The following is a 12,928-nucleotide window of genomic DNA, read 5'->3' as shown; positions in this document are numbered from 1 at the left end:
GAGCAGCCGTACCCATACCTATGAAAAAACACTTCGCCCTCACCGCCATGCTGCTTCTCGGTGGCTGCCAGACCTTCGCGCCGCCTGCCTCCGACAGCACCGCACCGGCAGAGGGCGCAGCACTCGAATCGCCAAAAGTCGAGCCCGCCCACTACGGCACCTTCAGCCGCGAATCGCTCTATGCATTGCTGGTCGCCGAACTCGCCGGGCAGCGCAATCGCTTCGACATCGCTCTGGGCAACTACGTCCAGCAAGCCAACGCCACCCAGGATCCCGGCGTGGCCGAGCGAGGCTTTCGCATCGCCGAGTACCTCGGCGCCGAGCAGGCCGCCCTCGACACAGCGCTGATCTGGGCCCGTAACACCGATAGCCTCGACGCCCAGCGCGCCGCCGCGATCCAGCTGGCACGTGCCGGCCGCTATGAAGAATCGCTGGAGTTCATGGAAAAGGTGCTCCAGGGGCAAGGCGATACGCATTTCGACTTCCTCGCGCTTTCGGCCGCCGAGACCGACCCGGACACCCGCGCCGGGCTGCTGCAGAGTTTCGACCAGTTGCTGGTCCGCAATCCCGGCAATCCGCAACTGTTGTTCGGCAAGGCGGTGCTGCTGCAGCAGGACGGCAAAGCCGAAGAAGCGCTCCAACTGCTCGAATCCCAGCAGGCAGACAAGCAGCAGGTGCCTTCTATCCTCTTGCGCGCCAGGCTTCTGCATGTGCTCGATCGCGGCAAGGAAGCCCTGCCGCTGCTCGAGCGCAGCCTGCGCCTGCACCCGGAAGACAAACGCCTGCGCCTGACTTACGCGCGGATGCTGGTCGAACACGAACGCCTCGACCAGGCGATGGGCGAATTCGCCACCCTGGTCCAACAGTACCCAGGCGACGACGACTTGCGCTTTTCCATGGCCCTGGTGTGCCTGGAAGCCGAAGCCTGGCGCGAGGCGATCGTCTATCTGGAAGAGCTGATCATGCGCGGCAGCCATGTGGACGCGGCCTATTTCAATCTCGGCCGCGCTCGCCAGGCACTGGGCGAGACCGACGAAGCGCTTGCCGCTTTCGCCGAAGTCGGGCCGGGTAACGACTACCTGCCCGCAAAACTGTTCCAGACCCAGCTGCTGTTCCAGAACGGTCGCGACGCGCAAGCCACCCAGCTTCTAGCCGAGGCCCGTAACGAGCAACCCGACTACGCCATCCAGCTGTACCTGATCGAAATGGAGGCGCTGTCGGGCGCGCAGCGTAACGATCAGGCCTGGCAGGTGATGAGCGAAGCGGTACACCAGTTTCCCGATGACCTGAACCTGCTCTACACCCGCGCGATGCTGGCCGAGAAGCGTGGGGACTTGGCGGCCCTGGAAAAGGACCTGCGTTTCATCATCGAGCGCGATCCGGAAAACGCCACTGCACTCAATGCGCTGGGCTATACGCTGACCGACCGCACCAGTCGCCACGAAGAAGCCAAGGTGTTGATCGAACAGGCGCTGGCGCTCAAACCCGACGACCCGGCGATCCTCGACAGCCTCGGCTGGGTGAACTTTCGACTGGGCAATTACGCCGAAGCCGAGCGCCTGCTGCGTCACGCGCTGGAGCTGTTCCCCGATCATGAAGTGGCCGCACACCTCGGCGAGGTGCTCTGGGCCCAGGGCAAGCAACGCGAGGCACGTCGCGTGTGGGCCGATGCCCTGAAACAGCAACCCGACAGCGAGATCCTGCGGGACACGCTGCAGCGCCTGACCGGCTCGGAGAAACCCTGACAGATGACCGTTTTGCGTAATTACCTGCTTATCGGACTGATCGCCCTGCTCGCTGGCTGCGCCGGCATCACGCCGCACGAATCGGTGGAAGGGCCCGGCAACGCAGCCGCCTGGAGCGATCACAAAAGCCGGATCGCCTCGCTCGACGGCTGGCAGATCAGCGGCAAGGTCGGCATCCGCGCCCCGCGGGATTCGGGCAGCGGCACCCTGTTCTGGCTGCAGCGCCAGGACTATTTCGACATTCGCCTGTCCGGCCCACTCGGGCGCGGAGCGACCCGCCTGACCGGCCGCTCCGACGCTGTGACGCTGGAAGTCGCCGGCCAGGGACGCTTCGAAGCCGACTCTCCCGAGGCGCTACTGGAAGCCCAGCTTGGCTGGCGATTGCCGGTCTCGCATCTGCTCTGGTGGGTACGCGGACTGCCGGCGCCCGACAGCCGCAGCCGTATCGGCCTCGACAGTGACGGCCGACTGGCTCGCCTGGACCAGGACGGCTGGCAGGTCGAGTACCTGAGCTATCTGGAACAGGATGGCTATTCACTGCCTGAGCGAATCCGCCTGCAGGGTCACGACCTGCAGGTGACGCTGGTGATCAAGGACTGGCAACCACGCGAGCTGGGGCGCTGATGCCGACGCTGTCCCTCCCCGCCCCCGCCAAGCTCAACCTGATGCTGCATATCGTCGGCCGCCGCGCCGACGGTTATCACGAGCTGCAGACGCTGTTTCAGTTCCTTGATTACAGCGATGAGCTGCATTTCATCCGACGCGACGACGGCCAGATCCGCCTGCACGGTGAGCTCACCGGTGTCGATCACGAAAGCAACCTAATCGTTCGAGCAGCACGCCTGTTACAGCGCGAAAGCGCCACCCGATATGGCGCCGATATTCGCCTCGAAAAGCGCCTACCCATGGGCGGCGGCCTCGGAGGCGGCAGCTCGGACGCGGCCACGACACTGCTGGGATTGAATCGCCTCTGGAACCTGGACATAAACCCTGAACGCCTAGCCACACTAGGCCTGAGCCTGGGTGCGGACGTCCCGGTGTTTATCCATGGGCGGGCAGCGTTCGCGGAAGGTGTGGGTGAGCGCCTCACCTTCGTCGAGCCCGATGAGCCCTGGTTTCTAGTCGTGGTTCCGCAAGTCTTTGTCAGCACAGCAGAAATTTTCTCTGCGCCGGAGTTGACACGAGATACCCCTCCCATTAAAGTGCGCACCGTTCTCGAGCGGGGCGGTCAGAATGACTGTCAGTCGGTTGTCGAGGAGCGTTACAGCGAAGTACGTAACGCTTTGATCTTGCTAAACAAATTTGTTTCAGCTAGATTAACCGGCACTGGTGGTTGTGTATTTGGGGCCTTCCCCAACGAAGCCGAAGCTGTTAAAGTCGCGGCCCAACTTCCAGCCACCCTGCCAGGTTTCGTAGCCAAGGGTAGCAACATCTCGATGTTGCATCGGAAGCTGCAAAGTCTGTCCTGAGACAGGATGCCGAACGGCATCTACACGATACAGGGGCGTCGCCAAGCGGTAAGGCAGCAGGTTTTGATCCTGCCATGCGTTGGTTCGAATCCAGCCGCCCCTGCCATTTTCTTTCATCAGGTCCACCCTCAGCCGGCAGGTACTGCGCGTGTCCAAGATGATGGTCTTCACGGGGAATGCCAACCCCGATCTGGCCCGGCGTGTCGTACGTCAGCTGCATATCCCTCTCGGTGACGCCTCCGTCGGAAAATTTTCCGATGGCGAGATCAGCGTTGAAATCAACGAAAACGTTCGCGGCAAGGATGTGTTCCTCATCCAGCCTACGTGCGCACCGACCAACGATAACCTGATGGAACTGGTAGTGATGGCCGACGCCTTCCGCCGTTCTTCAGCTACCCGCATCACTGCGGTACTCCCCTACTTCGGTTACGCCCGCCAGGATCGCCGTCCGCGCTCCGCTCGCGTGGCGATCAGCGCGAAAGTCGTCGCTGACATGCTGACCGTAGTGGGTGTCGACCGCGTGCTCACCGTCGACCTCCACGCCGACCAGATCCAGGGTTTCTTCGACATTCCCGTCGATAACATCTATGGCTCTCCGGTTCTGGTGGACGACATCGAAGACCAGCGCTTCGACAACCTGATGATCGTCTCCCCCGATATCGGTGGTGTGGTGCGCGCGCGTGCCGTGGCCAAGACGCTCGGCGTGGATCTCGCGATCATCGACAAGCGCCGGCCGAAGGCCAACCAGTCGGAAGTCATGCACATCATCGGCGACGTTGAAGGCCGTACCTGCGTACTGGTCGACGACATGGTCGACACCGCCGGCACCCTTGGCCATGCGGCCAAGGCGCTGAAGGAGCATGGCGCAGCGAAGGTCTACGCCTATTGCACGCATCCGGTACTGTCGGGCCGCGCTATCGAGAACATCGAAAATTCGGTTCTCGATGAGCTGGTGGTGACCAACACCATTCCGCTGTCGGCCGCCGCGCAGTCCTGCACACGCATTCGCCAACTGGACATCGCGCCAGTGGTGGCTGAAGCGGTTCGCCGCATCAGCAACGAAGAATCGATCAGCGCGATGTTCCGCTAAGGCCTCGCGCCTCAGCTATCACGCCGACGACATACGCCCCGCCACCGTGCGGGGCTTTTTGCCCAACCGCCCGAGCGCTGGTCGCAAGCGCTGCGGGCGTTGTTGTTATTTTGGAGAAACACAATGACCGATTTCACCCTGAATGCCCAAGCGCGTTCCGACCTGGGGAAAGGTGCGAGCCGCCGCCTGCGTCGTAACGCCAGCCTCGTTCCTGCTGTCATCTACGGCGGCGACGAGGCTCCTCAGTCCATCGCTATCCTGGCGAAGGAACTGGCCAAGCTGCTCGAGACCGAGGCTTCCTTCAGCCACGTGATCAGCCTGAACGTCGATGGCACGGCCGAGCCTGTGCTAATCAAGGCACTGCAGCGCCACCCGGCCAAGAGCTTCGTGCTGCACGCCGACTTCATGCGCGTCGTCGAAGGCCACAAGCTGACCGCTACCGTTCCACTGCACTTCATCAACCAGGAATCTTCCGTGGGCGTGAAGCAGCAAGGCGGCGAAGTACTGCACAACATCAACGAAGTCGAAGTCTCCTGCCTGCCGCAAGACCTGCCGGAATTCATCGAAGTCGACTTGGCCAAGGTCGAGATCGGTCAGGTTGTACACATGACCGACATCAAGCTGCCGAAGGGCGTTGAGCTGGTATCGCTGGCGCATGGCAGCGACCTGCCAGTTGCCAACATTCACGCCCCGCGCGTGAGCAAGGAAGACGCACCGAAAGAAGAAGGCGCCGACGAGTAATCCACTCGTTTCAGCCTGAGGAAGGGCCCCCGACGTGACCGCCGTACAACTGATCGTTGGCCTGGGAAATCCAGGCCCGGAATACGACCAGACCCGGCATAACGCGGGGGCCCTTTTCGTTGAGCGACTCGCTGACCGGCAGGGCGCCAGCCTCAGCGTCGATCGCAAGTACTTCGGCCTGGTCGGTAAATTCCGTCATCAGGGCGAAGATGTCCGGCTATTGATTCCCACCACCTTCATGAACCGCAGCGGCCAAGCCGTCGCGGCACTGGCGGGTTTCTTCCGGATACCTCCCGAGGCCATTCTTGTGGCCCACGACGAACTCGACATGCCTCCGGGGGTCGCCAAACTCAAACAGGGCGGCGGACACGGTGGTCACAACGGCCTGCGCGACATCATCGCCAGGCTCGGCAATCAGAACAGCTTTTATCGTCTGCGCCTTGGCATCGGCCATCCCGGCCATGCGAGCCTGGTGTCCGGCTATGTACTGGGCCGCGCGCCCCAGGCCGAACGCGAAATGCTCGACACCGCCATCGGCTTTGCGCTGGACGTCACGCCGGAGATACTTACCGGCGACTGGACCCGGGCGATGCAGCGACTGCATAGCCAGAAGGCCTGAACCTAACTCCGAGGCAACACATCATGGGATTCAACTGCGGCATCGTCGGCCTGCCCAATGTCGGCAAGTCCACCCTGTTCAACGCCCTCACCAAGTCCGGCATCGCTGCGGAGAACTTCCCCTTCTGCACCATTGAGCCGAACAGTGGCATCGTGCCGATGCCGGATCCCCGCCTGCAGGCCCTGGCCGACATCGTCAAGCCAGAGCGCATCCTGCCGACGACCATGGAGTTCGTCGACATCGCCGGCCTCGTCGCGGGCGCATCCAAGGGTGAAGGCCTGGGCAACAAATTCCTGGCCAACATCCGCGAGACCGATGCGATCGCCCATGTGGTGCGCTGCTTCCAGGACGACAACGTCATACACGTGGCCAACAGCGTCGATCCCAAGCGCGACATCGAAATCATCGATCTGGAACTGATCTTCGCCGACCTCGACAGCTGCGAGAAGCAGCTCCAGAAAGTCACGCGCAACGCTAAGGGCGGCGACAAGGAAGCCCTGGCCCAGAAGGCCTTGCTGGAAAAGCTGATCCCCCATTTCACCGAAGGCAAGCCTGCACGCACCCTTATGCGCAGCCTCGGCGATGACGAGAAGCAACTGGTACGCAGCTTCCACCTGCTGACAAGCAAGCCGGTGATGTACATCGCCAACGTGGCCGAAGACGGCTTCGACAACAACCCACTGCTCGACGTGGTCAACGCCATCGCCGCAGCCGAAGGGGCTATAGTGGTGCCGGTGTGCAACAAGATCGAGGCCGAGATCGCCGAGCTCGACGATGGCGAGGAAAAGGACATGTTCCTCGAATCGCTGGGGCTCGAAGAACCGGGCCTGAACCGCGTGATCCGCGCCGGCTACGAACTGCTCAACCTGCAGACCTACTTCACCGCCGGGGTCAAGGAAGTGCGCGCCTGGACGGTGAAGGTTGGCGCCACCGCGCCACAAGCCGCCGGCGTGATCCACACCGACTTCGAGAAAGGCTTCATCCGCGCCGAAGTCGTCGCCTATGACGACTTCATTGCCTACAAGGGCGAGAACGGTGCAAAGGACGCGGGCAAATGGCGCCTGGAAGGCAAGGATTACATCGTCAAGGACGGCGACGTGATGCACTTCCGCTTCAACGTCTAACCACGCGCCTGTCAAAGAAGCCCGGCCATGCGCCGGGCTTTTTCGTTATGCCGTCATCGCCCCTCTCGCCGTCATGCGCTCAAGCGAGGGTTCTGCTCGAGGTAGTCTCGATAGAAATCCAGGCTTGCGAGATTCTTGTCCTTGGCCTCGAACATGATGTCGAACCGGTCGAGAAATTCGCGCGCATAACGATTGGTCCAGCGGTTCCACATGCGCTTGCTGTGGCTGTAGAGATCGCGCTTGCTGACATGCTGCAGGAGCGCAGGCATTTCCAGCTTGTCGTCTGCGCTGAAACCGACCTCCATCAGGCTTTCCGGCGGTTGCGAGTAGTGCATGGTCGGCCGCACGCCACGCCAGCTTTCGAGGATCCGGTCGATTCGCGGATCGTTCGGATCGATATAGCGCTCCTCGTTGATCCAGCAATGATGGATGTCGAGCACCACAGGCGCGAGATCTGCCAGTGCCAGACAATCATCAACGCCGTAGGTCCTCTCCTCGTTTTCGAAAGTGATGCAATGGCGCGCCTCCTGCGACAGTCGAGGCCACAGCACCCGAATGCCCTCCCCGCCCAGCCGGCCGGCGATATGCACGTTGCACTTGAAGTCCTGAAACTGCCGCCCATAGCCCATCATGCGAATCATGTCGGCGTGGTATTCGAATTCGGCCAGGCTGTTCTCCACCACCTGCGGCTTGTCCGAGCCGAGTACGCAGTACTGCCCCGGATGCATCGACAACCGAATGCCATGCGTGCGGGCGCGCTCCCCGATGCGAGCGAAGCGCTCCTCGAGTAGCGCCCGTACTTCGGCACATCGGTAAAACTCGCTGACCTGCGCGTGACTGTAGAACGGTAGAAGATCGCTACTCAATCGGAGCATTCGCAACGGAGCAGGCAGGGTGGCGACGTAATCGAGCAACCGTAATTGCGCGTCCAGATTGTGGGCGATGATGCTGTGGAGCTTCTCCTGCGCCTGATCCTGCGAGACGCTGTTGAGCCAGCGCAGGGTCGTCGAGCGGGGATTGAAGGTGCGCTCGATGCTTTCCAGCTCCTTGAGCGACTCGCTATGGCCGGGATGCCGGTACATGCAGGCAAAACCAAGTTTGTACATCTTGAGCTCCGCTCGGGCGGCGCAAGCTTTCGGCCTGCGCGAGAAGGTCTAGACGTTAGTGCCCGTTTAGCCGTCAGCGTGCCGCTGGACCGACGAAGCGTGTGTCGCTTACCAGGACATGGGCTGGTCCACCTGACGCTGATTGCGGCTCAGCACGCCGAAATCTTGCGCCAGACGCGCGCTCGCCCCGCCGGGGACCAGATCGCCGCGAACATGGCCTCGACTTTCACCAGGATCGAGTTCGAACAGCAGCTCGTGCTGACCAGGCCGCTGCAGCCGTAGGCGCACTGGCAGTTCAGCGCCGCAGTCGAGACTGAACTCGGCGCTGCCGAACGCCACGGGCGGAAACGCCCACGAGGCCTCGTCAGCTTGTAGAGCGCCACTGGAGCTCTGACATCCGCTGCGGTCACCCTTCAATTGCATGTCGCCACCGAAGCGAGCCTGGAGCAGTCCCAGCTCACCGCCCTGCATCCACTGCAGGTCGCCTCCCGTCACGACCGCTCGCCAGCGCCACGGCCAGCCTGAAAGCCGCGCCTGCCAGTCACCCTCGCCGGCTCGCCCGAGCCGTACATCGAGCACGCCGTTGGCGCGCAGTTGCCAGGCCCATGGACCGATCGGCTGGTTGCGCCAGTACAGTCGCTCGGCCGTACCCGCATACAGCGAGCCCTCCACGCCCTGGACACGCATATCGTCAGGCAATACCCGAGGCAGCCACTGCGCCGCCGGCCAAAACAGCAAAAGGCCGAGCAGCATGGCAAGCAGTAGCAGGCACGGCAGAACGAGCCGCGCTAATGCAGAGCGCGGGCGGCTCATTGCCGGACCCCAGGCACAGGCAGGACGCCCAGGCAGTGCGGAAGAAGGGATAACGAAGAACGATCGAAGCCAGCCATCGAGATACGCCTGCAAGTAGCCAGCGCACATGCGCCAAGCCCGCTTGTCTACCTGCTAGCCCGCCCGCGTGCAACCACGACAGGCCATTGCCTCCGCAAAACGGCCGCCGCCCTCTCGCTAAGCGCTTGAAAGCACGTAAAAAAGCGCACCGGCAGGGTTGACAGCACGAACGCGGCCGAGAATAATGCGCGCCACTTGGCTACGTAGCTCAGCTGGTTAGAGCATAGCATTCATAATGCTGGGGTCCGGGGTTCAAGTCCCTGCGTAGCCACCATATTGAAAAGGGGTTCAGCGAAAGCTGAACCCCTTTTTTCTTTGCCTGCGATTCAAGCGCGCCCCTCGATGCGGGCCCCTTCTCGATGACCTGCGCGCCGCGCAGCATCAGCCGTTCGTGCAGGTTCCCAGCCGACCTCTGGGCAGGAACGAACGCCGCTCATCCTCGCCACCCCATCTGGATGCACCCTTTGCGCGGATTGGGTTCAAATGTCGCGCCTTTGAATGTTCCGGAGACGCGCCCATGCTCAGAACGATCGCCCTCGCCCCGCTTCTAATCCTATTGGCGGCCTGCCAGACGGTGGAAACAGTGCCGCCTGCAGCTGCCGACGACGAATACATCTTCGCCTGCGACGGTGCCAGCGCCGGCTGGGCCGATTGCGAAACGCTTGCGCGCAAGGCCTGCCCAAACGGCTACCGGACACTCGATGACGAGCAAAGCACGAGCCGCACCGAGCTGCGTATCCGCTGCACCCCGGACTGAGACGGGACCGGGTCGAACGGCCGTTCACCAGGCAAGAAAAAGCCCGCTCAGGGCGGGCTTAAAACACATCAAGGGAGCTTGGGCTGCTCCTTCAGCCTGGTACCGACTTTACGCCGCAAGGCGTCAAGTTACCGTGAAGGACATGTAAAGAACATGTAAGGAGCCCATGGCATTTAACCAGCATCGCTGGTCGCCTATCGCTCAGGCCCGGTACCGTTAGGCCGCCTCTTGTCGCAACGGCCCTCACCCACATGCGGTCGGTGCGCCAGCGGTGGACGACTGACCCTACACTCCGGCGCGACGCGTTTCATACGCGTCTTTCGCCACCGCCGTTCGCGCAGGTAGGCCGACGGCAGAAACAACGCGTCGTCCAGATAGCGCTTCACCAGGCGACGAGGGTCGCTAAGCATTCGGTGCAGCCACTCCAGACGCATCCGCTGTATCCAGAGAGGTGCACGCTTTAGGGTTCCAGTGGCAAAAGAGATCGAAGCACCGATGCAGAACCCCATTCCAGTGCGCTCGTCCCGGCGAACCAGGCTGGCCAGGATTTCCTGTCGCGGCGCACCGACTGCATAAAACACCAGTTCGGATGGGGTTTCACGGACGAACTTCAGGCAGCGCTCGACGTCTTCAGGGCGGTCGATGAACCCCATCGGCGGGTTGTGGTGGAACAGGCAGATCGATGGATAAAGGATGCGCAGCCGCTCGCACTCCTCATCCGTGGCACCGATGAGCACCAGCCGCAGCCGTTGCTTGTCGGCCCAGCGAAGCAGGTCCAGGGTCAGGTCGCTGCCCGGAATGGTCTGCTTGATAGCGATGCCCAGGCGACGCATCAGCCATTCGAGGATGCGGCTATCGCAGATGCGCAGCCTGGCCCCTGCATAGGCTTTGCGCAGCTCCCCGCTGCGTTGCAGCAACACCAGATGATCGACGTTGGGGGTGACCACGTATGAATAAGGCTTATGAACCGCCTTGGCGATATCGCTCAGCAGAGACGCTTTGCTACCGGTGTAGAAATCCACGCCAAATGCCCAGGCAGTCTCTTGTGACAGCATATCGCCCCCGTTTGAAATGCGAGACCGGTCGGCCCGAACACGGCCAACCACATCGAACAACGGTTCAGAGGCACACACCGGAAAAGGTCTTCAGGGCTGTAATAGCTGATCTAGACCGCCTCGAACACGTAGAGGCATTCTTTCAATGCAGCTGGAATGACACAACCCGCCGGGCGAAAAATGTGAAGAGGTCTTTTTTCTTGGGACTGCAATAGACCGTTCGTCGGCGAGCGACGCGCGCCTAGAAGCGATCGTGATGTCAGCAAGACATGACGCGAGGATGATTCAAGGAAAGGGAAAGCGAAATATATTCATGATGTTACGAAGCGGCTGGAGACTAACCTTGCTGGCAGCCTCCAGGACGCGCATCACTGCACGGCGTGCAATTGACGCACTGCGGGGCTGCGTTGCTGCTTGTAGGCCAGCGCGGCAGCCGGAACCGGAGTGATCCGCCCGGTTTCCAACCAGGTGCGCAGGCGGCTGGCATCGGCGATGTGGGTGTATTTGCCAAAGGCGTCGAGCACCACGAAGGCGACCGGACGGCGGTTCATCACCGTGCGCATGACCAGGCAGTGGCCAGCATCATTGGTGAATCCTGTTTTGGTCACCTCGATCTTCCAGTCCGGCTTGCGCACCAGGCTGTTGGTGTTGCGGAAGCCCAGCGTGTAGTTCGGCTTGGTGAAGGCGACGGTCCGCTCGGGCGTGGCGCTAAGCTGGCTGATCAGAGGGTACTTGCCGGCCGCCTGAAGCAGACGCACCAGATCGCGCGCAGTCGAGACATTGCCCGCGGATAAGCCGGTCGGCTCAACGAAGTGGCTATGACTCATGCCGAGCGCATGCGCCTTGGCGTTCATCGCCTTGATGAAGCCGGGCACCCCGCCGGGATAATGGTGGGCGAGACTGGCCGCCGCGCGGTTCTCCGAGGACATCAGTGCAAGCGACAGCATGTCACGGCGACTGATGACGCTGCCCAGGCGCACCCGCGAATAGACGCCGCGCATTTCGGCGACATCGCTGATCACGATCGGCAGACGTTCGTCCAGCGGCAGGTTGGCGTCGAGGGTCACCATGGCGGTCATCAGTTTGGTCACCGATGCGATCGGCGCGACCGCATCGGGATTACTCGAATAGAGCTCCTTGCCGGTTTCCAGATCCACCAGCATGGCGCTGCCGGCGGCCAGTTCCTGGACAGCGGTGGACGTTCGGCTGGTCGTTGCAGCTGCGCTGGCCGCGCCGAGTGCAAGGGAAGAAAACAGCAGGCAGAGAATTGAATGACGGAGTTTCACGACAGCTCCTGGGCGTGGCGGACAGCGTAGCGCTTTGCTGGCGCAGTGTACGCTTCGGGACGCCATCGGCAACTATCGCGTCTGTAATCACACGAATGTGATGCCCCGCCTTGCCAGAACCGCGCTCATCAGAGGGCCCAACGGGTCAACGAAAAGCCGGGCGCGTTGCCAGCAGAAGACCGGCGAAGATCATCGCCCCGCCCACCCAATGGAAGAACTGCAGCGTTTCGCCGAGCACCAGCCAGCCGAGCAGTGCCGTGAACAGCGGCATCGAATAGCTGGTAATCGCCGCCTTCGCGGCGCCGACCACCCGCACGCCATGGTTCCAGGCCAGATATGCCACCAATGAAGCGCATACCGCCGTATAGGCAACCGCCCCGAGGTTGCTGGCCGTTACCGCAAAGCCGCCCACGCGCGACAGCTCCCACAGGTAGAACGGCAGGATCATCGGCACGCCGAGCAACACCAGCGTGCCCAGCAGCACCAGCGGCGGCAGGCCGAGCGCCGGCGTCCAGCGGCGGATCAGCAGCGTATAAAGCGCCCAGACCACCACTGCCAGCAACATCACCAGATCGCCCGGGTTGAACGCCAGGCCGGCAAGGTTGGCCAAGCTGCCGCGGCTGATCAGGGCGACCAGCCCGGCTGCCGCCACGCCAAGCCCGATCCAGCTGCGCCGCTCGGGCCACTCGCCGAACAGCAGGCCGCCGCCGATGAAGGTCGCCAGCGGCAGGCAGGTATTGACCAGGGTGAGGTTGATGGCCGCCGTGCTCTGGGCAGCGGTATAGAGCAACGAGTTGTAGCTGCTGATACCGAGTGCGGCGAGTACCGAGAGGCGCCAGCCGGCACGGCTGAGCGCAATGCGGTGCTGCCACATAGGTTGCACGACGAAAGGCAGCAGGAGCACCAGCGCCGTGACCCAGCGCCAGAACGACAGGCTCAGCGGCGGAATGTCCTGGTAGAACGCCCGAGCGACCAGGGCATTGCCACCCCAGCATAGACACGCGACGAGCAAGCCGCAGTAGGCGAGAACCAGGCGCGACGGCAC

At 62.3% G+C, this 12,928-nt stretch carries 13 protein-coding genes and 2 tRNA genes; 10 read left to right on the top strand and 5 right to left on the bottom strand.

All coding sequences use genetic code 11. The features are described from left to right. The first annotated feature begins 20 nt into the window (after positions 1-20). From G7026_RS21875 to ychF, 8 genes are all read left to right on the top strand, one after another. Positions 21-1,745: a tetratricopeptide repeat protein gene (locus G7026_RS21875; protein ID WP_181073174.1), complete on the top strand. Its 1,725-nt coding sequence runs from the start codon at positions 21-23 to the stop codon at positions 1,743-1,745. Between the two features lie 3 nt (positions 1,746-1,748). Continuing rightward, a complete protein-coding gene (gene lolB / locus G7026_RS21870; protein ID WP_181073173.1) occupies positions 1,749-2,369 on the top strand; it encodes a lipoprotein insertase outer membrane protein LolB in 621 nt (206 codons plus the stop codon). Next, positions 2,369-3,214, top strand: coding sequence for a 4-(cytidine 5'-diphospho)-2-C-methyl-D-erythritol kinase (gene ispE, locus G7026_RS21865; protein WP_258190405.1), 846 nt, complete (start codon positions 2,369-2,371; stop codon positions 3,212-3,214). Before lolB ends, ispE begins: the two co-directional genes overlap by 1 nt. A 31-nt stretch (positions 3,215-3,245) precedes the next feature. Further along, a tRNA-Gln gene (locus G7026_RS21860) sits at positions 3,246-3,320 on the top strand. Between the two features lie 42 nt (positions 3,321-3,362). Further along, complete coding sequence (locus tag G7026_RS21855) at positions 3,363-4,304, top strand: ribose-phosphate pyrophosphokinase (RefSeq protein ID WP_181073172.1); 942 nt, start codon at positions 3,363-3,365, stop codon at positions 4,302-4,304. 123 nt (positions 4,305-4,427) lie between these two features. After that, entirely contained in the window at positions 4,428-5,045 is a 618-nt protein-coding gene (locus G7026_RS21850; protein ID WP_181073171.1) for a 50S ribosomal protein L25/general stress protein Ctc, read from the top strand. Between the two features lie 34 nt (positions 5,046-5,079). After that, complete coding sequence (gene pth, locus G7026_RS21845) at positions 5,080-5,664, top strand: aminoacyl-tRNA hydrolase (RefSeq protein ID WP_181073170.1); 585 nt, start codon at positions 5,080-5,082, stop codon at positions 5,662-5,664. A 23-nt stretch (positions 5,665-5,687) separates the two neighbouring features. Next, on the top strand, positions 5,688-6,788 hold the full coding sequence (gene ychF / locus G7026_RS21840) for a redox-regulated ATPase YchF (RefSeq protein ID WP_181073169.1): 1,101 nt from the start codon (positions 5,688-5,690) through the stop codon (positions 6,786-6,788). 71 nt (positions 6,789-6,859) lie between these two features. On the opposite strand, the gene uvsE is transcribed toward ychF, so the two are convergent. Together uvsE and G7026_RS21830 are read right to left on the bottom strand one after the other, a co-directional pair. Further along, complete coding sequence (gene uvsE, locus G7026_RS21835) at positions 6,860-7,894, bottom strand: UV DNA damage repair endonuclease UvsE (RefSeq protein WP_181073168.1); 1,035 nt, start codon at positions 7,892-7,894, stop codon at positions 6,860-6,862. 108 nt (positions 7,895-8,002) lie between these two features. Beyond that, complete coding sequence (locus G7026_RS21830; RefSeq protein ID WP_181073167.1) at positions 8,003-8,707, bottom strand: hypothetical protein; 705 nt, start codon at positions 8,705-8,707, stop codon at positions 8,003-8,005. Between the two features lie 275 nt (positions 8,708-8,982). Between G7026_RS21830 and G7026_RS21825 the strand changes: the two genes are divergently transcribed. Further along, positions 8,983-9,059 (top strand) — tRNA-Met (locus tag G7026_RS21825). A gap of 243 nt (positions 9,060-9,302) precedes the next feature. Continuing rightward, complete coding sequence (locus G7026_RS21820; protein ID WP_181073166.1) at positions 9,303-9,542, top strand: hypothetical protein; 240 nt, start codon at positions 9,303-9,305, stop codon at positions 9,540-9,542. Between the two features lie 194 nt (positions 9,543-9,736). Here the strand turns inward: G7026_RS21820 and G7026_RS21815 are convergent, their stop codons facing one another. The 3 genes from G7026_RS21815 to G7026_RS21805 all read right to left on the bottom strand — a co-directional run bounded on the left by G7026_RS21815 (position 9,737) and on the right by G7026_RS21805 (position 12,928). Next, complete coding sequence (locus tag G7026_RS21815) at positions 9,737-10,594, bottom strand: WecB/TagA/CpsF family glycosyltransferase (protein ID WP_181073200.1); 858 nt, start codon at positions 10,592-10,594, stop codon at positions 9,737-9,739. Between the two features lie 371 nt (positions 10,595-10,965). After that, entirely contained in the window at positions 10,966-11,883 is a 918-nt protein-coding gene (gene pbpG, locus G7026_RS21810) for a D-alanyl-D-alanine endopeptidase (protein ID WP_308811827.1), read from the bottom strand. A gap of 145 nt (positions 11,884-12,028) precedes the next feature. Beyond that, on the bottom strand, positions 12,029-12,928 hold the full coding sequence (locus G7026_RS21805; RefSeq protein WP_181073164.1) for a DMT family transporter: 900 nt from the start codon (positions 12,926-12,928) through the stop codon (positions 12,029-12,031).

It is taken from the genome of Stutzerimonas azotifigens, assembly GCF_013522725.1.
Taxonomy (GTDB): domain Bacteria; phylum Pseudomonadota; class Gammaproteobacteria; order Pseudomonadales; family Pseudomonadaceae; genus Stutzerimonas; species Stutzerimonas azotifigens_A.
This window is presented reverse-complemented; position numbering and strand designations above follow the sequence as displayed.

What these genes read in the sequence shown, in the direction of transcription:
- G7026_RS21875 (WP_181073174.1), top strand. Translation starts at nt 21, where the DNA reads ATGAAAAAACACTTCGCCCTCACCGCCATGCTGCTTCTCGGTGGCTGC.
- lolB (WP_181073173.1), top strand. Translation starts at nt 1,749, where the DNA reads ATGACCGTTTTGCGTAATTACCTGCTTATCGGACTGATCGCCCTGCTC.
- ispE (WP_258190405.1), top strand. Translation starts at nt 2,369, where the DNA reads ATGCCGACGCTGTCCCTCCCCGCCCCCGCCAAGCTCAACCTGATGCTG.
- G7026_RS21850 (WP_181073171.1), top strand. Translation starts at nt 4,428, where the DNA reads ATGACCGATTTCACCCTGAATGCCCAAGCGCGTTCCGACCTGGGGAAA.
- ychF (WP_181073169.1), top strand. Translation starts at nt 5,688, where the DNA reads ATGGGATTCAACTGCGGCATCGTCGGCCTGCCCAATGTCGGCAAGTCC.
- uvsE (WP_181073168.1), bottom strand. Translation starts at nt 7,894, where the DNA reads ATGTACAAACTTGGTTTTGCCTGCATGTACCGGCATCCCGGCCATAGC.
- G7026_RS21830 (WP_181073167.1), bottom strand. Translation starts at nt 8,707, where the DNA reads ATGAGCCGCCCGCGCTCTGCATTAGCGCGGCTCGTTCTGCCGTGCCTG.
- G7026_RS21820 (WP_181073166.1), top strand. Translation starts at nt 9,303, where the DNA reads ATGCTCAGAACGATCGCCCTCGCCCCGCTTCTAATCCTATTGGCGGCC.